17 protein-coding genes are annotated in these 17,613 nt (G+C 68.9%); 8 read left to right on the top strand and 9 right to left on the bottom strand.

Annotated elements, in window-relative coordinates:
• Positions 1-229: 229 nt before the first annotated feature.
• From QH276_RS14230 to QH276_RS14210, 5 genes are all read right to left on the bottom strand, one after another.
• A complete protein-coding gene (locus QH276_RS14230; RefSeq protein WP_280399393.1) occupies positions 230-1,399 on the bottom strand; it encodes a serine hydrolase domain-containing protein in 1,170 nt (389 codons plus the stop codon).
• 289 nt (positions 1,400-1,688) lie between these two features.
• The gene (locus QH276_RS14225) at positions 1,689-3,131 is read right to left on the bottom strand and encodes an ABC transporter ATP-binding protein (protein ID WP_280399392.1); all 1,443 of its coding nucleotides are present in this window, start codon (positions 3,129-3,131) and stop codon (positions 1,689-1,691) included.
• Positions 3,128-3,955 (bottom strand): ABC transporter permease, encoded by an 828-nt coding sequence (locus tag QH276_RS14220; RefSeq protein ID WP_280399391.1) that lies wholly within the window; start codon positions 3,953-3,955, stop codon positions 3,128-3,130. Before QH276_RS14220 ends, QH276_RS14225 begins: the two co-directional genes overlap by 4 nt.
• Complete coding sequence (locus QH276_RS14215; protein WP_280399390.1) at positions 3,952-4,893, bottom strand: ABC transporter permease; 942 nt, start codon at positions 4,891-4,893, stop codon at positions 3,952-3,954. The genes QH276_RS14220 and QH276_RS14215 overlap by 4 nt, the downstream gene beginning before the upstream one ends.
• On the bottom strand, positions 4,878-6,407 hold the full coding sequence (locus tag QH276_RS14210; protein ID WP_280399389.1) for an ABC transporter substrate-binding protein: 1,530 nt from the start codon (positions 6,405-6,407) through the stop codon (positions 4,878-4,880). Before QH276_RS14210 ends, QH276_RS14215 begins: the two co-directional genes overlap by 16 nt.
• A 201-nt stretch (positions 6,408-6,608) precedes the next feature.
• Here QH276_RS14210 and QH276_RS14205 point away from each other — a divergent pair, with 201 nt between their 5' ends.
• Positions 6,609-7,145 (top strand): hypothetical protein, encoded by a 537-nt coding sequence (locus QH276_RS14205; protein WP_280406761.1) that lies wholly within the window; start codon positions 6,609-6,611, stop codon positions 7,143-7,145.
• A 22-nt stretch (positions 7,146-7,167) separates the two neighbouring features.
• On the opposite strand, the gene QH276_RS14200 is transcribed toward QH276_RS14205, so the two are convergent.
• The 4 genes from QH276_RS14200 to mftE form a co-directional block, all read right to left on the bottom strand.
• Complete coding sequence (locus tag QH276_RS14200; RefSeq protein ID WP_280399387.1) at positions 7,168-8,844, bottom strand: fumarate hydratase; 1,677 nt, start codon at positions 8,842-8,844, stop codon at positions 7,168-7,170.
• Between the two features lie 162 nt (positions 8,845-9,006).
• On the bottom strand, positions 9,007-9,540 hold the full coding sequence (locus QH276_RS14195; protein WP_280399386.1) for an NUDIX hydrolase: 534 nt from the start codon (positions 9,538-9,540) through the stop codon (positions 9,007-9,009).
• Between the two features lie 35 nt (positions 9,541-9,575).
• A complete protein-coding gene (mftD, locus tag QH276_RS14190) occupies positions 9,576-10,793 on the bottom strand; it encodes a pre-mycofactocin synthase MftD (protein WP_280399385.1) in 1,218 nt (405 codons plus the stop codon).
• Positions 10,790-11,491 (bottom strand): mycofactocin biosynthesis peptidyl-dipeptidase MftE, encoded by a 702-nt coding sequence (mftE, locus tag QH276_RS14185; RefSeq protein ID WP_432278646.1) that lies wholly within the window; start codon positions 11,489-11,491, stop codon positions 10,790-10,792. The genes mftD and mftE overlap by 4 nt, the downstream gene beginning before the upstream one ends.
• A gap of 88 nt (positions 11,492-11,579) precedes the next feature.
• On the opposite strand from mftE, the gene mftR reads away from it, so the two are divergent.
• The 7 genes from mftR (at position 11,580) to QH276_RS14150 (ending at position 17,403) form a co-directional block, all read left to right on the top strand.
• Positions 11,580-12,197 carry a mycofactocin system transcriptional regulator gene (gene mftR, locus QH276_RS14180; protein WP_280399384.1) on the top strand — a complete coding sequence of 206 codons (618 nt, stop codon included), beginning with the start codon at positions 11,580-11,582 and terminating at the stop codon, positions 12,195-12,197.
• A 116-nt stretch (positions 12,198-12,313) separates the two neighbouring features.
• Positions 12,314-13,216 carry an STAS domain-containing protein gene (locus QH276_RS14175; protein WP_280399396.1) on the top strand — a complete coding sequence of 301 codons (903 nt, stop codon included), beginning with the start codon at positions 12,314-12,316 and terminating at the stop codon, positions 13,214-13,216.
• Between the two features lie 10 nt (positions 13,217-13,226).
• Positions 13,227-13,619 carry an STAS domain-containing protein gene (locus QH276_RS14170; RefSeq protein ID WP_280399383.1) on the top strand — a complete coding sequence of 131 codons (393 nt, stop codon included), beginning with the start codon at positions 13,227-13,229 and terminating at the stop codon, positions 13,617-13,619.
• Positions 13,609-14,022: an anti-sigma regulatory factor gene (locus tag QH276_RS14165; protein WP_280399395.1), complete on the top strand. Its 414-nt coding sequence runs from the start codon at positions 13,609-13,611 to the stop codon at positions 14,020-14,022. The genes QH276_RS14170 and QH276_RS14165 overlap by 11 nt, the downstream gene beginning before the upstream one ends.
• Positions 14,015-14,662 carry a SpoIIE family protein phosphatase gene (locus QH276_RS14160; RefSeq protein WP_280399382.1) on the top strand — a complete coding sequence of 216 codons (648 nt, stop codon included), beginning with the start codon at positions 14,015-14,017 and terminating at the stop codon, positions 14,660-14,662. Before QH276_RS14165 ends, QH276_RS14160 begins: the two co-directional genes overlap by 8 nt.
• Positions 14,663-14,678: 16 nt before the next feature.
• Entirely contained in the window at positions 14,679-17,018 is a 2,340-nt protein-coding gene (locus tag QH276_RS14155; protein WP_280399381.1) for a SpoIIE family protein phosphatase, read from the top strand.
• A gap of 4 nt (positions 17,019-17,022) precedes the next feature.
• On the top strand, positions 17,023-17,403 hold the full coding sequence (locus QH276_RS14150) for an STAS domain-containing protein (protein ID WP_348536633.1): 381 nt from the start codon (positions 17,023-17,025) through the stop codon (positions 17,401-17,403).
• Positions 17,404-17,613: the final 210 nt, after the last annotated feature.

Here is a 17,613-nt window from a genome sequence, read left to right as displayed (position 1 = left end):
CCCCCCCCGCCCCCCCCCCGGGCCGGGCCACCCGGGGGGCCCCCACGCGGGGGGGGGGGGGGGGTGGGGTTTGGGGCGGGGGGGGGGGGTTCTCGGGCCGGGCCGGGGGGGGGGGGGGGGGCCCCCCCGCCCCCCCCGCGGCGCCCGCCCCCGCCCGCCCCCGGGGGGGGGGGGGGGGGCCGCCGCCGGGGGGCCCCCGGCGCCCCCCCCCCCCCCCCCCCACCGTTCGTCAGTTCGCCGGCTCTGCGCCGGCCGGCCCGCCGGTGAAGAATTCGTCGATCAGGCGCTGCATCGCCACCTGGAACTCCGCCGAGAGCGACATTTCGGCATCGTCGATATAGTTCACCGCGGCGGTCAAGGTCTTGCTGCCATCGGGTGTGCTGAACATCAGTGCGCCGTGCCCCGCCGCGCCGCCGTTGTGGGTGATGACCGTACCGTGGCCGGTATCGCGAAGAAACACGCCGAGACCGTAATCCATCCCGGGGATACCGGTGGGGTACGTAGTCCGCATCTCGGCCAGCAGCGCGGGCGGCAGCAGCGCGCCACTGTTCAAGGCGGAGATGAATATCTCCAGGTCCCGGGTAGTCGAGATCATGTCACCGCCGCTGGAGATCCACGACGGGTTGTGCTCGGTGACATCGACCGTGTGCTGCTCACCGGCATCTTCGTACCGGTAGTACGCATGGGCGTGCGGCACCGGCACACCGGTCTGCGTGGTCGGTACGACCGTCCCCGTGAGACCCAGCGGCCCCAGGATGCGGCGCTGCGCCTCGTGGGCGACCGGGCGGCCGGTGACCTTCTCGATCAGCAGCCTGGCCAGCACATAGTTCGTATTGGAATAGCTCCAGCCGGCACCCGGCTCGAACCGCGGCGGCTCGGACAGCGCCAGCCGTACCAGCTCTTCGGGCTGGTAGGTGCGGAACCGGTTGTCCACCCATTCCTTACCGGACGGCGTGGCCGCGATCCCCCGCACGATCGTCCCGTCCGGGTAGTATTCACCGGTGAAGTTGAAGATGCCGCTGGTGTGCTGCAACAGCATCCGTACCGTGATCCGCTCGTCGATCCCGAACTCCGGCAGATAGCCGGCGACCGGGCTGTCCAGACCGACCATGCCGTCGCCGACCAACTGCAGCACCAGTGTGGCGATGAAGGTTTTGGTATTGCTGCCGATCCGGATATGGCCGTCGATCGGCGGTTTCGCGGTCTCGCCCAGCCGGGCCACGCCGGCGCTGCCGGTCCATTCGCCCTGTTCGTCGCGCACCCGCAGGGCGATACCGGTGAAACCGGAAGCGACGATATCGTCGAGGGCTTTCTGCAGTGCCCGGGGATCCGCCGCCGCGATCTCGCCGGCGGCGGGATGCGAGGGGGCGCTGTTGTGGCCGGTCCGGCTGGGGGACATGATCTTCTCCTTCGTATGCCCGGTGGGGATACGAAGACTTTCGCCGGACCGGCTGACGGCGAGCTGACACCGGCCTGATGCGTGAGCTGACACGCGCCGGTCCACCCGATCGGTGCATCACGTATCGGTTGCTGCCGCCTGTGCGCGGTCTCGGACGGTTATGGTCGGTGACGTCCGTCCACGGTCTGCTGCACGCCGGCGTCGCGACGAGCCGGCACGGGCGGACGCGCTCGCTGACCCGTGCTGTTCCGCTGGTCGGCCGGTGCCGCCGGCAGGAATGCCGGAGGGGTCAGGCGAGCAGGGCTCGCGTATCCGAGGTACCCGGCTCGGCGAGGACCGTGGCGGTATCGCCTGTTTCGACGACCTTCCCGTCGGCGAGGACGACTATCCGGTGGCAATGTCCCGCGAGTACGGAGATGTCGTGACTGATGACGAGAACGGTGATCCCGGTGGCGACGCGCGTGCGTTCGATCACGCCCATGACCGCGGCGGCCGTTCCGGCGTCGAGAGCGGAGGTGATCTCGTCGCAGATCAGTACCTCGGGCGCGGCGGCCAGGGCCCGGGCGATCGCGACCCGCTGCCGCTGGCCACCGGAGAGTTCGGCCGGGTAGCGGCTCAGCATGGCGGGGTCGAGGCCGACATCGCGCAGCAGCGCGGCGGCGCGCTCGCCGATCTCACGGGACCGCACCCCACTCAGGTGTAGCGGGCGCGACAGGGTTTGCCACACAGTGCGTTTCGGGTTGAGAGTGGACAACGGGTGCTGCGGGATGAGCTGGATTCGCCGGCGGTCGCGGCGCGAACGGCGCAGCGTCCCGATGCCCAGGCGGCGGCCGTTCACCGCGAGCGTTCCCGACGCCTCGGTGTGCAGGCCCGCGAGGACCCGCGCGAAGGTCGTCTTGCCCGCACCGGACGGTCCGGCGATCGCGACCGACTCCCCCGCTCGTACGGTGAGGTCGATTGATTCCAGCAGAATCCGGCGGCCCGCTCGCGCGGATATACCCGCCGCGTGCAGCACGACCTCCGCGCCCGCGGGCAGGTCCGGGAGCGGGTCGGGCGACGAGGGCGGGAGCGTCCGGGGCGCGCCCAGGGCGACCGTATCGTCGGCCAGCCGGTGCAGGATCGCGGTGTCGTGTCCGGAGATCAGCACCGCCACTTTCTCGTCGTCGGCCAGTGACCGCAGGAGATCGGCGATATCGTGGCGCAGTTGCCCGTGCAGGCCGGCGAGTGGTTCGTCCACCACGAGCACACCGGCCCCGCGTACCAACGCCAACGCGAGTGCCACCCGGCGCTGCTCGCCGCCGGACAGTTCACCAGAACGGTTGCGCAACATACGCTCGGGCAACCCGACCCGGTGGAGCGCCGCGACCTGTTGCTCGCGGCCGGCCCGCGGTGCTGCCTCGACGAGGAGCGAACGGATGCGCATGGCCGGGTTCAGCGCGGCACCCGGATCCTGGCCGACGTAAGCCAGATGTTCGCGCCGGAAGGACTGCAACGCCGCGCCGTCCAGTGCGAAGACGTCCTGTCCATGGATATGCGCCGAACCGCTCGCGCGTACGGTGCCCGCGGCCAGATGACCGAGTACCGCGCGCATGAGGGTCGTCTTCCCGGCGCCGGAGGGACCCGTGAGCGCCGTGACCGTGCCCGGCGGCACCCGCAGCGAGACCGGCGCCAGTAGTTCGGCGCCGGCGGCCGTCCGCACCGCGAATTCCTCGACCACGATGCCGGTGGTCATACGCTCCGCCTTCCCCGGCCGAAGGCCGCCACCGCACCGTTCACACTCACCGCGAGCAGGCCGATGGCCAGGCTCGGCGCCAGCACTGCCGCGGGGTTGAGCAGGATGCCGGAGGCGTTCTCGCGCACCATCACCGCCCAATTGGCGTCGCCGAGCGTGGTCGGCAACTGCAGAAACGCCGCGGTACTCACCAGGTACATCGCCTCCACGAATCGCAAACCCAGTTGGGTGAGCAGCGTTTCCCGCAGGTTCGGCAGCAGTTCCCGGGTCACGAGGTAGGCCGCACCTTCCCCGCGGCCGCGGGCCGCCTCGATGAAACCGGAGGTCGCCACGCCCGCGGCCGCCGCCGCGAAAACGCGCGCGGTATACGGAGTCCCGGCGACCACGCAGATCACGACCAGCCCCACCGCACCGGATTCCGGCCAGGAGAGCATGAACAGCAGCATCGCCAGCACCGGCGGCAGGAGCATCCCGAGGTCCGCCGCCCGTTCGATCCACGCCCCCACCCGCGGATACAGCGCGGCGACGGAGCCGAGCCCGGCCGCGCAGCCGGTCACCAGGACGGCGATGATCACGGCGACCAGCAACAGTCCCCAGCCGCCGTGCAGCACCTGGCTGAACACGTCCTGCCCGAGCCGGTCACCGCCCAGCCAGGCCTGCCCGCTCGGTTCCGCGAAGGTGATACCCACCGCGTGATCGACCGTATGCGGCGCGAACACCGGCCCGAGAATCGCGAGGGCCACCACCGCGGCGGCGAGCAGCGCGGGCAGCCAGAGCCGGCGCGGACCGGACCGGGTTCGCAGCTTTGCGGTGCGGGCCGTCATGCCCGGCCTCGATTCGCCCAGGCCCGGATGGCGTCGGCCACCAGCAGGATGCCCATGATCGTCGTCCCGGTCACGGCGACGACGGCCGCGACCAGGGCGGTGTCGCGATCGGATACCGAACCCGCGACCAGGGCGCCCATCCCCGGATAGTTGAAGATCGTCTCGACGACGAGCGCACCGCCGAACAGGGTGCCGACCGAGGTCGCGAACGACATCGCGACGGTCGGTAATGCGAACGGCAGGATATGGCGCACCAACACGGCGCGTTCCGGGAGTCCGTTGAGCACCGCGCTCTCCACATGCGGGGCGGATGCGGCATCGGCCACCGCGCCCCGCACCACCCGCAGGTTCCAGCCGGTCTGGGGTATGGCCAGCGCCAGCACCGGCAGGATCAGCATGTCCGGATCGGCCGGGTAGCCGACCCGGTCGGTGAAGGTCACCGCGGGCAGCCAGTCCAGCCAGAGGGAGAAAACCAAGACCAGCAGGGTCGCGACGACGAATTCGGGCACCGCGATCACGAAGGCCGAACCGGGTTGCAGGGCCCGCGCGGCGAACCCGGTGGGGCGCGCCGCCCACCACACACCGAGCAGCAGTGCCAGGATCATCGTCACCAGCATGGCGATCGAGGCGAGCAGCAGTGTTTGCGGGAATTTGGCCGCCAGCAGCTCGTTCACCGACTGGCCGCGCGCCGTGGTGCCGAAATCGCCGGTGACGGCGCCACCGAACCACTCCCGGAAACGTTCCGGTAGCGGCCGGTCCAGCCCCAGTTCGCGTTCTTTCGCCGCGATCTGCTCGGGACTCGCATCCCGGCCGAGCACGGCCCGGGCCGCGTTACCCGGCAACAGGTCGACGACCACGAATACCACTGCGAGCAGGGCGATCAGCAAGCCGATCCGGCGCGCCACCACCGCGGCGAATCCGATCAACGCGACAGCCACACCCGTTCGAGCTGCACCCGGCCGTACCCGCCCAGCGTCGGCAGGCCGTGCACGGAGCGGGAGGCGATATCGATACCGTCGGCCATCCCCCAGACCAGGTAGCCGCCGCGCTCGTGCTGGATCTGCTGGATCTCCCGGCAGGCCGCGGTGAACTCCGGCCCCGGCGGCGCGGCCAGAGCTTCGGTGTAGGCCTTGTCGAACGCGGTGTCGCGGAACCCGGTTTCGTTCCATTTGGTGCGCGAGTACATGACCTTGCTGGCGAAGAACACGACCGAATCGTTGGTGCCCCAGTTCACCGTGTACAGCGGCGCCGTCAGCCAGGTCTCGTCGTAGAAGGCGTTCGCCTCCTGTACCACGACCTCGATCTTCAGCCCGACCTCCGCGGCCTGGCTCGCGAAGATCCGCGCCGATTCGACCTCCCCCACGGCCTCCTGCTTCGTCAGCAGGCGATAGGACTTCGCGGTATCGAATTTCGCGTCGGCGAGCAGTTGCCGGGCGCGGTCGAGGTCGCGCTGCCGTTGCGGGATCGACGTATCGTATTCCGGGTCGGCGGTGCCGAGGATATCGTTGGCCACGGTGCCGTACCCGGAAAGTACCTGCGCCACCATCGCTTCCCGATCCACCGCGAGGCGCAGCGCTTCGCGTACCCGCGGATCGGCGAACGGGCCGTCGGCGGTGCGCATCGCAATCGCTACCGCGACATCGTCCGGGCGCCGGATCACCGCGAGTTCGTCGCGTGATTCCGCCATCCGCCCCGCGACCGCGCCCACGCCCGAGGCGAGGTCGATCTGGCCCGCCATGATGGCATTCGCCATCGCGTCGGGGCTTTCGAACAGCGTCACCTCGATGGCGTCGAGCAGCGGCGCTTCCCGGTACCAGTTCTCGTTGCGCACCAGGCGGGCGTTGCCGTTGTCGTAGGACTCCAGGCGGAACGGGCCGGTTCCGATGGCCGCGGTGAAATCGGTGGTGGCCTGCGGGACCACAAAGGTCATCATCCGCAGCAGCAACGGGAGCTGGCTGTTCGGGGCCGCGCAGGTCAGCGTCACCGCGTTCGCACCGGCGGGCTGGATATCCGCGGCGGACGGCACCGGCACCTTGGTTTCGCCGGCGATCTCCCGCAACCGGCGCAGCGACCAGACGACATCGTCCGGTGTCACCGGCCGGCCGTCGTGGAAACGCGCGCCTTCCGCAATCGTGAAGGTCCATTTCCGCTGCTGCGCATCGGATTCCCACTGCGAGGCGAGCCGCGCGGAGACGTTGGGATCCGCTCCCGGAACGGTCAGCGCATCGTAGACGAGGGAGGCAATGAGGAAATCGCTCTCGTTGCTCAGGGTCTGATGCGGGTCCCGCTCGATCTTGGACGATTTCCCGATCGCCCCGACCCGCAATGTCCCGCCCCGCCGCGGCGGCCCGTCCGCACCCGCGGGCGAAGAACCGTCGCCACAGCCGGCGACCAGTAATACCGCGCCCAGCCCGAGGCCGGCCTTGAAGATATGGCGCCTACTCAAATCCACAGCTCGACCTCACCCAGCCCGTTCCAAGGTTAGCCTCTGCTAACCGGATTGAGGGTATCGCCGGGGCCACGAACCGGGCAACACCCCGGCGGACGCCGTTCCTGCCGCGCCGCCGATTCCGGATACCGCGCCCGCACGCGTGTCACATCGCGGCGGAGCATCGGGACAACCCGCGGTCCTCGGTCAGGCGCTTGCCCGCCGGTGAGTACATGGACCGAACGGATCCGGTTCGGGCAGCGATGGACGACGGCGCCGCATACTGTGGGCGGAATGTCCGGCGGTGACGAAAAAGGGCCGAGACAGGTCGAACTCATCGGGCCGGTAGCCGGGGCGATCACCTACGTGATCGCGGCCGGCCTGATCCTGACCGGACCGATCGTCGCGTGGACGGCATCACCGGCCGACGCGCTGTGCCCGGGAATCATCACCTTCCCGATCGGGATCGCGCTCGCGGTGCAAACCTTCGAATGGCGCGGGACCGAGCGGCGGTTCCGGGCCGCCGGGGTGGTCGCGACCGCGGAGATCACCGCTGTCCGGATACGCAGAGGTGGCGAATCCCCGGACGTCGCCGAACTGCGGGTCCGGATCAGCGGTCCCGGTATCGAACCGTTCGAGGCGGAGTGTGAAGTGCCCGCCGTCGCGCCCGCACCGCGGGTCGGCGACCGGCTCCACGTGGTGGTCGATCCCGCCGACAACGCGTTCGCCATCGGCTACGACCATCTGTTCGGACCGGAGTGACCGAACCTTCCGGCGGCGAAGGTCAGACGCGTTCCTTGGACCGGGTGCGCACCCGCAGGGCGATCGGCTTCTGCGTTTCGGCGAAGAAATCGTTGCCCTTGTCGTCGACCACGATGAACGCCGGGAAATCCTCGACCTCGATCTTCCAGACGGCTTCCATACCCAATTCCGGGTATTCGAGGACCTCCACCGATTTGATGCAGTCCAGCGCGAGCCGGGCCGCGGGGCCGCCGATCGAGCCGAGATAGAAACCGCCGTGCTCCTTGCAGGCCCGCGTGACCTGTGCGGAGCGGTTGCCCTTGGCGAGCATGACGAACGAGCCACCGGCCGCCTGGAACTGGTCGACATAGGAGTCCATCCGGCCCGCGGTGGTGGGGCCGAAGGACCCGGAGGCGTAACCGTCGGGCGTCTTCGCGGGACCGGCGTAGTAGACGGCCATATCGCGCAGGTATTGCGGCATCTCCTCGCCCGCGTCCAGCCGCTCCTTGATCTTGGCGTGCGCGATATCGCGGGCCACCACCAGCGGGCCGGACAGCGAAAGACGGGTCTTGACCGGGTACTTCGACAATTCCGCGCGAATCTCGTCCATCGGGCGGTTCAGATCGACCCGCACCACGTCGCCGCCGAGGATCTCGTCGGTCTGCTCGGGCAGGTACTGCGCGGGTTCGCGTTCGAGCTGCTCCAGGAACACACCTTCGGGGGTGATCTTGGCCAGCGCCTGCCGGTCGGCGGAACAGGAGACCGCCAGGGCGACCGGGCAGCTCGCGCCGTGCCGCGGCAGCCGCACCACGCGGACATCGTGGCAGAAGTACTTACCGCCGAACTGGGCGCCGATCCCGAACGACTGGGTCAGCTTGAACACTTCCTGTTCGAGTTCCAGATCACGGAAGGCATGACCGGTCATCGAACCCTCGGTCGGCAGATTGTCCAGGTAGTGCGCGGATGCGTACTTCGCCGTCTTCAGCGCGAATTCGGCGCTCGTACCGCCGATCACCACGGCGAGGTGGTACGGCGGGCAGGCCGCGGTACCCAGGGAGCGGATCTTCTCGTCCAGGAATTCCAGCATCCGGGTGGGATTCAGGATGGCCTTGGTCTCCTGGTACAGGAACGATTTGTTCGCCGAACCGCCGCCCTTGGCCATGTACAGGAACTTGTAGGACGGTTGCGCGGGATCGCCCGGCGTCGAGTACAGCTCGACCTGGGCGGGCAGATTCGAACCGGTGTTCTTCTCGTCCCACATGGTCAGCGGCGCCAGCTGCGAGTACCGCAGGTTCAGTTTCGTATAGGCGTCGAAGACGCCGCGGCTGATCCATTCGGCGTCGTCCACGCCGGTGAGTACACCCTCGGATTTCTTGCCCATGACGATCGCTGTACCGGTGTCCTGGCACATGGGCAGGATGCCGCCGGCGGAGATGTTGACATTCTTGAGCAGGTCCAGCGCGACGAACCGGTCGTTTCCGCTGGCTTCCGGATCGTCGATGATGCGCCGCAGCTGCGCCAGATGCGCCGGCCGCAGATAGTGGCTGATGTCGTGCATCGCCTCGGCGGTCAGCATCCGCAGCACCTCGGGGTCGACCTGCAGGAAGGTCCGGCCACCGGATTCGAAGGTGCTGACGCCCTCGGTCGTGAGCAGCCGGTACGGGGTGTCGTCGGCACCGATCGGGAGCAGGTCTGAATAGCGGAACTCGGGAGCGGTCACCGATCGCACTCCTTCGGAGATGGGCTGCGGGTAGAACACGGCACAGCCACGGTGAACGCCGCTGTACCGGGGGTCGAGCACAGCGAGCTTAACGACCGACCCCCGGATAGCCCGAAGTAAGGCAAACCTAAATTGTAACCTGCGAACCGTCTCCTCGCTGAATTACTGCGCGCGCAGTTTCAGCAGCAGGTAGGCGGCCAGCGACGGACCGTCGGCGATCACCCCGTCCCGGATCATGTCCTCCACCCGGGCCCGCGGAAACCACTGCTGCCGCATGTCCTGTTCGGTGAGCTCGCGGTTCGGCTCGCCGGGCGACAACTCGGTCGCGAGGAAAACGTGGCACCCTTCCCCGGTCATCGCGTTCGCGACCTGCACCCGGCCGAGCCACTCGAGCCGCCCGGCGGTGAACCCGGTTTCCTCGGCGAGTTCGGCCGCGGCCAGTTCCTCCGGGGTGCCCGTCACTCCCTCGGGAAAGGCACCGGACGGGAATTCCCAGGTCCGCGCACGCACCGGGTACCGGTATTGCTCCACGAGATGGAAGCCTTCGCGGTCCATCGGGATGACGAGCGCGAAATCGGGTTTCTCGATCACCGAGTACAGGCCGGGCGACCCGTCCCCGCGCTCGATCCGGTCCTCGCGCACCGTCAGCCACGGATTTTCGTAGACGATCCTGGACGACACCGTTGTGATACTCACGCCTCCAGTGTGGTGCCGTGACTATCGCCGCGGGGTCATACCGCTTCGGCGGGCGATTCCGGGACGCGTAGTTGCGCCGGCGTATCGACGCCCAGTCGCCGCTCGAAACCCTCCGGGATCACGATATCGGAGCGGTCCAGTTCGGTGACCTTGGTCTTGCGCAGCCCGAGCAACGCGGAATCGATACCGCCGCGCAGGATGTCCAGGACGTTCTCGACACCGGCCTGCCCGTTGGCCGCCAGGCCCCACAGGTAGGCGCGGCCGATCATCACCGCGCGCGCACCCAGGGCCACGGCCTTGACCACATCGCTACCGCGCCGGATTCCGCCGTCGAGCAAGATCTCGATCTCGTGACCCACCGCATCGGCCACCACCGGCAGCGCGCGGATGGAGGCGGGGGTGCCGTCGAGGTTGTTACCGCCGTGGTTGGACACCGAGATGGCGGACACACCGGCGTCGACGGCCCGGCGGGCATCGTCCACCCGCATGACGCCCTTGAGCATCACGGGTCCGTCCCACTGCTCACAGACCCAGGCCACATCGGCCCAGTCCGGGGCGGTGGTGCCCATCCATTCGCCGTAGGCGCCGAAGAAACCGGGCGCGGGGGCGTCGCCGAGCGCCATATTGGGGGCGGTGAGGTCGGGCAGGGTGCCCGACCTCAGGTAGCGGGTAAGCCAGCGCGGTTTGCGCAGCACCTGCGGCGCGAAGCTCGCCATGGTGCGCAGATCCAGTTTCTCCGGGATCACCGGCGAACCCCAGTCGCGGCCGTGCGAGAACGACCAGTCGAGGGTGAGGATCAGGCCCACCGCACCGGCGGCCTTCGCCCGCGCCATCCGCGCCGAGATATCGTCCTTGCTCCCACACCAGTAGAGCTGGAAGAAGGTGGTGGGATTGGCGGCCACGACCTCCTCCACGGATTTGCTCGCGAACGACGACAGTCCCATGGCCGTTCCGCGCGCGGCGGCGGCCCGCGCGACCGCGACCTCGCCGTCGGGATGTACGGCCTGCACACCCGTCGGCGAGATGATCACCGGCATGGAGATCTGCTGACCCAGCACCGTCGTGGACTGATCGCGTTCGCCGATCGGTCCCGCGACGTGCGGTGCGAAACCGAGCTCGGTGAACGCGGCCTGGTTGTCGTCGATGGTCTGGCCGCGTTCCGAGCCGGCGACCAGTGCGCCGTACACCGATTTCGGCAGCCGCTTCTCGGCGCGCCGATGCGCCTCGGCAACGGTTTCGAACCACGGGTTCATGGTCGGGTCCTTTCCACTGGTTCCGGCCACCATTGCCGGACCTGATCGAACAGTTGGGTGACGAGTTCGCCGAGCAGCCGCTCGCCTTCGGCGGCGGTGGCGCCGGTGGGATCACCGAGGACCCCGTTCGCGCTGACGGCCTTCACCCCACCGGCGCGCAACTGCGGCAGTACCTCGGCGAGCGGGCGGGTATCGCCGGGCCGGGCCCGCTCGGTGTGCACACGTCCGGGCGAGAGGTGCAGTTGCAGGCCGGTTTCCGTGCGGCCCGCATGGGCGTCACCGGCAGAGCGCGGCAGGAACAACCGGATATCGCGGGATTCGCTGCGCAACAGGGCGACCGCCCGGCGCAGCGGTTCCACATTCCCGCCGTGCCCGTTGACCAGCACGATCCGCTCGAAGGTAGCGGTAGCCGACCGGCACAGTTCCACGATCAGCAGTTCCAGCGCCATCTGCCCGATCGACAGGGTGCCGGGGAAACCGCTGTGCTCACCGCTGGCGCCGTAGGCGACCGGCGGCGCCACCAGGACGGCCGGGCGGCGCTCGGCCAGACCGATACACAATGCCACGGCCAGGTCGGTATCGGTGGAGACCGGAAGGTGGGGGCCGTGCTGCTCGGTGGACCCGACCGGCACCGCGAGCAACGCCCCGCTGTTACCGAGGTCACCCGCCTCCGGCCATGTGAGGTCCGCCACCATCATGGGCCCGACATTAACGTCACCCACTGACAAAATCAAGAGAGTGGCCCCGACCGCACCGGCCTCCCGTCACACAGCGCAGAATCTTCCCGTGACGGCACAGCATCCGCGCGGACGCCCCCGCGGTACCACCAAGCGCGAGCTCGAACTGATCGCCATGCGGTTGTTCAGCGAGCAGGGCTTCGAGGAAACCACGGTCGAGCAGATCGCGGCCGTCGCCGGCATCAGCGGCCGGACCTTCTTCCGCTACTTCCCCGGTAAGGCCGAGGTGCTGTGGTACTCGTTCGACGACGAGGTCGCCGGGCTCCGGGCCGCCTTCGCCGCGGTTCCCCCGGACGAGCCGATGATGGCGGCCGTGCGCCGCGTGGTGGTCAACGCCAATCGCTATCGCGCCGAGGACGTCCCCGAACTGCGCACCCGGATGAAACTGGTGGCCGATGTGCCCGCCCTGGCCGCCACCGCGGGCGCCCACTACGACGCCTGGGAACGCACCGTGAGCGAGTTCGCGGCGTCGCGACTCGGCGATCCACCCGACGCGCTGATCCCGCTGGCCGTCGGCCGGACCACCCTGGCCGCCGCCCGCGCCGCGTTCGATGCCTGGCTCGCCCGCGCAGACGCGGATCTGACCGTTTATCTCGATCGCGCGCTCGCGGCGCTGGAGCGCGGTTTCACCACGCCGGACGCGTTCCCGGTCACAACCGGCGAATAAACCGGACCGGCAGGTTTCACCGGCGTAGGAGCGAGGGTATGACTAGGCTCGGTATCGGCACGACCGCCGAAGTCACTACGATGTACCGGACCGCCGTCGAAAGGGGCACAAGTTACATGTCCGAGGTGTCCATGGGCCTTTCGGCGGACTCATTGGCCGAGGTTTCCGTCGACAAGCTGCTGCCGCAGCTCGTCGAGCATCTGCGCCAGAACCGCACCGCGTTGCGGGAGGAATGGGCACGGCGTATCACCGAGGCCCGGCTGCTCACCGCCATGACCCCCGAAGAGGTCTTCTCCGAGGCCACGTCGGTGTACGACAACTACGTCGAGGTGCTGGAAACCGGTAGCGTCGAAGCGCTGCAGGCCTACGCCCGCGATCTGTCCGAGCGCATCATTCCGAGAGGAGTCGAGACCGACGAGGTCCTCGGCATGGTGCTGCTGCTGCGCGATGTGCTGGCCCGCTCGCTGTTCGAGAAGTATCAGTCGAATTTCGAACTGCTCAACGCGGTCCTCGACGCGTACGAACCGGCCGCGAACCGAATCGCCAATACCGTGGGCGTGTCCTTCGTCCAGGAACGCGAGCGCGTGATCCGGCAGCAGCAGGAGGCTATCCGCGAGCTGTCCACCCCGGTGCTCCAGGTGCGTGAGCAGCTGCTGATCCTGCCGATAATCGGTGTGCTGGACAGCCAGCGCGCCCGTCAGCTCACCGAACAGTTGCTGCGGGCGATCCGCAACAACCGCGCCAAGGTGGTCGTCATCGATATCACCGGTGTGCCCGATATCGATTCCACGGTCGCCAACCACCTGGTGCAGACCGTGGACGCGTCCGGGTTGATGGGCGCCAGCGTCATCATGACCGGTCTGTCCTCGGAGATCGCGCTGACGCTGGTGACGATCGGACTCGATCTGTCGAAGATGAACGCGGTCGGCGATCTGCAGGGCGGAATCGAAGAGGCGGAACGGTTACTGGGCTACGAAGTGTCCAGAGTGACCGAACGCAGCGAACGCGATTCGCGCTGACGGAACCGTTATGCCAGTACCTATCCTCAAACAAGGCACATATCTGATCGCATCCGTACAGTCCGCGCTGACCGATGCCGATACCGAGCGCCTCCAGGACGACCTGATGAACCAGGTCAGCAAGTACCGCGCACAAGGCATCATCGTCGACGTGACAGCCATCGACGTGATGGATTCCTTCGCCGCCAGGTCATTGCGCACCATCGCGCATATGACGCAGCTGCGCGGCGCGGAAACCGTTATCGTCGGCCTGCAACCCGAGGTCGCTTTCGCTATGGTGCAACTCGGCCTCACCTTCGAGGATATGCACACGGCACTGGACCTCGAGGAGGGCTTGGCTTGGCTGAACCGGAAGGCTTCGGACCGGCGCCACCACCGAGATGGTCGTGACAGTGGCCGCTGATCGGGTGGTAATCGCGGTGAAGATGTCGAACGACATCGTGACCGCGCGTCAGGCCGGGCGGGAGCTGGCCGAGGAACTCGGCTTCACGCTCACCGACCGGACGATGATCTCCACGGCGATCTCCGAGGTTGCCCGGAATATCACCAGCTACGCCGGCAGCGGCGAGATCCGGCTCCACGTGGACGAGCGCGACGGTCGTCGCGCTCTCGTGGTTCAGGCCAAGGATCAGGGGCCGGGCATCATCGATATCGCCCGCGCCATGGAAGACGGTTATTCCACCGGTCTGGGTCTGGGCCTGGGCCTCCCCGGCGCCAAACGGCTGATGGACGGTATGGCCATCGAATCGGCACCCGGCCAGGGCACGCTGGTGGAAATGTGGAAGTGGGTACCCCACGGTGCATGAGGACGGGTTCATCGGCCGGATCGAATGGGCGATGGCCGGCCGCGCCCTCCCCGGACAGGATGTCTCCGGGGACCGCTGCGTGGTCCTCGATACCGGCACCGGGTCGGTCCTGTTCGCCGTGCTCGACGGTCTCGGTCACGGGGCGGCCGCGGCCGCGGCGGTGGACCGTGCGTCCCGGGTACTCGCCGAGAACCGCGCCGAACCGCTGGATGTGCTGATGGTGCTGTGCCACCGGGCGATGTCGGATACCCGCGGCGCCGCGGTCACCCTGGCCCTGTTCGGTGCGGAGGAAGCGCAGTGGCTGGGGGTCGGGAATGTGGATTCGCAGGTGCTCACCGCGGGACCCACCGGACCGCAGGTGAGTGCCACGGTATTGCAGAGCGGGGGGATCGTCGGTTACCGGTTGCCGCCGCACCTGCAGCCGCAGACGGTGCCGGTACGCCCGGGAGATCTGCTGCTGATGTCCACCGACGGGGTGGTGGTGGCGCCGGACGAGGGTATCGACCTGGCGAAATCCACCGCCGATATCGCCCGGGAACTGGTGGATCGGCACGCCAAGGACACCGACGACGCCTTGGTTCTCGCCGCCCGGGTGCGGGGCGTTCCGAACGGGGTCGCGCACGAGCGAGAAGCGTCGTGACCTGCCGGGAGAGCCTATGAGCGAGATCCTGGCGGCGTTCCTCGACGCCTATGCCGATGCCTTGCGCCGCCATCTCGCCGCCCCCGAACACGACGGGCTCGCCGAGGCGCACGAACTCGGCCGCCGCGCCCTGGTGGAGGGCATCAGCCTGCTCGACCTCACCGAGCATCACTTCCGCGTGGCCAAACAGGTGCAGATCGAAGCGGACGACCAGGAGACCGACGCCGGCGGATCCCCCCGCGCGGACAGTCCGCTGGCCGAGCATGCGCTGGAATTCCTGCTGCAAACCCTGATCACCCTCGATGTGGCGACCCGCGGCTACCTCGACGGCACCCGCCGCTACGAACAACAGCGCTCACGTGCCGACGATCTCGCCGGGCGCGACGAATTCCGCACCGCCCTGGTGGAATCGCTGCAGGACGGTTTCTTCGTCGCCGACGCGCGCGGGACGATTATCGAGGTCAACAAGGCTTTCGGCGAACTCACCGGATACGGCGCGACCGGGGTGCCCTATCCGCTACCGCATCCGTGGTCGATTCCGGAGGGCCCGCGGTATCCCGACCTGGGCACCGAGGCCTCGCGGTTCGTCGTCCCGATCCAGCACCGGGACGGCCGGCGCCGCTGGATCGGGGTGAGCACCAGTGCCCTGGTGAAACCGGACGGAGAGGAACACATCTTCGTCGGCACCGTCCGTGACGTCACCGCCGAACACGACGCCCAGGCGCGCGATCAGGCCGCCAACCGGCTCGCCACGGCGCTGGCCGCGGCCACCACGGTGGCCGAGGTGCTCGAAGTGGGCCTCGACGAGCTGCGGCGTACCGTCGGCGCGGAAACCGCGGTCGTGGCGGTGTGGGCGGGTCATACCGCGCCAGAGATGTACGTCTCGGGTATCCCGCCGGCGAGTCCGGGAGACGACGGCGGCACCGGTCTCGAACCGGGGACCGCGGCGATACTCAAACGCGCGCGGCTGCGGCCGGGACGCACTCTGATCGCCGTCCCCGAGGGGGCCGGCAGCGCCGAGGGCATCGTGGCCCCGCTGGGCGAAACCGGCGATGCCGCGCTGTGGTTGCGTTTCGCCGTACCGCGGGTGGTCGATGCCGCCGACTGGACGCTGTTCTCGCTGCTCATCGGTCATCTGAGTTTGGCCGTGCAGCGGGCGCGCAACTTCGATCAGGCCCGGTCCACCTCGTTGACCCTGCAGCGGGCGATGCTCGGCCCGATCGAACTGCCACCTCGGTTCTCGGTGCACTACGAGCCTGCGCTCCCCCCGCTCGAGATCGGCGGCGACTGGTACGACGTGGTACCGCTACCCGACGGGACCATCGGTGTCGTGGTCGGGGACTGCGTGGGCCGCGGCCTGTCCGCGGCCGTGGTGATGGGCCAGTTGCGCACCGCGGCCCGCGCGCTGCTGTTACGCGGCGCCGGACCTGCCCAGTTGCTCAGCGAACTCGACCCGGTGGCCGCGCGTATTCCCGGCGCCCTGTGCACCACCGTCTGCGCGGCGGTGCTGGATCCGGTACGCGGGCTGGTCCGCTACAGCAATGCCGGTCATATGCCGCCCATACTGGCCGATGTGGACAAGACCGGCCGGCTGCTCGAAGGCGGGCGCTCGGTACCGCTGGCTACCTTCGAGACTCTGCGCCGGCCGGAGGCCACCACGCCGCTTCCGCCCGGTTCGACGCTGGTGCTGTTCACCGACGGGCTGGTGGAGCGCCGGGGCGAGGATATCGACGAGGGCTTCACCAAAATCGCCGAAACGCTGGCCGGCAGTGCCGGCAAACTGCCGCGCGAAGTGGCCGATTCGGTGCTCTCGGCCTTGCGCCCGGACGGTGGCTACGACGACGATATCGCCATGGTGGTGTACCGGCAGCCACCGGAACCGTTACGACTGGACCTACCGGCCCGGCCGGACCGGCTGGCCATGCTGCGCCGCACCCTCACGGCCTGGCTGTCGGCCGCGGCCGTCCCGCACAACCTGACCGCCGACCTGGTCGCGGCGACCAACGAGGCATGCAGCAACAGCATCGAACACGCATACCAGGAAGGCGCCTCGGAGACCGAACGGGTGCTGCTCACCGCCGAATGCGACGGCGACCGGGTGGTCATCGAAACGACCGATACCGGCACCTGGCGGCCCCGGCCCGCCGATCCGGGACCGCGCGGCCGGGGAATCGATATGATGCGGGCACTCACCGAGGAACTCGAGATCGACCATCCGGGTCCCGGCACCCGGGTGCGGATGTCGGTGACCCTGCCGGCGATCACGTTCCCGGTGGCCAGCGCCCTGCGCGCGACGAACAACCGGTCCCGCGGGGGCACGATGCAGCAAGATCGGGAGACTCATGGCAGATTGTGATGATGTGACGAACTCTTCCCCAGACGAGAACCCGATTCCGGATACGATGACGACCTCGATCGCCGACCACGACGGCGTCACCGTGCTCACGGTGACCGGGGAGGTCGATCTCGCCACGGCCCCGGCGCTGGAGACGGCGATCGACGCGGCGCTCGACGCCGGCTCGGACCGGGTGGTCGTGGATCTCGCGGCGGTGAGCTTCCTGGCTTCGGCCGGGATGGCCGCCTTGGTAGCCGCCCATCAGCGGGCCGGAGAGAAGACCACCATCGCACTGGTGGCCGAAGGCCCGGCCACCAGCCGCCAGCTCAAGATGACCGCTCTGGACCAGGTTTTCGACCTGCATTCCACCCTGGACGGCGCGCTGGCGAGTTTCCGCGGCGCCTGAGCGAGACGACGCCACCCGGCCGGCGGTGGCGGCGGCGTGCTGGCGCCCCGGCACCCCGCCGCCCGGGGGGCGGCCGGGGGCCCCCCCACCCCCCCCCCCCCCCCCGCGGGGGGGGGGCGGGCGGGGCGCCTCCCCCCCCCCGCCACCCCGGGCCGGGTGGCGTCGTCTCGCTCAGGCGCCGCGGAAACTCGCCAGCGCGCCGTCCAGGGT

Origin of the sequence: Nocardia carnea, from assembly GCF_029869215.1 — a bacterium.
GTDB classification, from domain to species: domain Bacteria; phylum Actinomycetota; class Actinomycetes; order Mycobacteriales; family Mycobacteriaceae; genus Nocardia; species Nocardia carnea_B.
Note: the sequence above shows the minus strand (reverse complement) of the source record. Positions and strands in the feature narration are given on the sequence as shown.

Excerpts from the sequence above, each read along its gene's own strand:
- QH276_RS14230 (WP_280399393.1), bottom strand. The coding sequence starts at position 1,399 with ATGTCCCCCAGCCGGACCGGCCACAACAGCGCCCCCTCGCATCCCGCC.
- QH276_RS14225 (WP_280399392.1), bottom strand. The coding sequence starts at position 3,131 with ATGACCACCGGCATCGTGGTCGAGGAATTCGCGGTGCGGACGGCCGCC.
- QH276_RS14220 (WP_280399391.1), bottom strand. The coding sequence starts at position 3,955 with ATGACGGCCCGCACCGCAAAGCTGCGAACCCGGTCCGGTCCGCGCCGG.
- mftD (WP_280399385.1), bottom strand. The coding sequence starts at position 10,793 with ATGAACCCGTGGTTCGAAACCGTTGCCGAGGCGCATCGGCGCGCCGAG.
- mftE (WP_432278646.1), bottom strand. The coding sequence starts at position 11,491 with ATGATGGTGGCGGACCTCACATGGCCGGAGGCGGGTGACCTCGGTAAC.
- QH276_RS14175 (WP_280399396.1), top strand. The coding sequence starts at position 12,314 with ATGTCCGAGGTGTCCATGGGCCTTTCGGCGGACTCATTGGCCGAGGTT.
- QH276_RS14170 (WP_280399383.1), top strand. The coding sequence starts at position 13,227 with ATGCCAGTACCTATCCTCAAACAAGGCACATATCTGATCGCATCCGTA.
- QH276_RS14155 (WP_280399381.1), top strand. The coding sequence starts at position 14,679 with ATGAGCGAGATCCTGGCGGCGTTCCTCGACGCCTATGCCGATGCCTTG.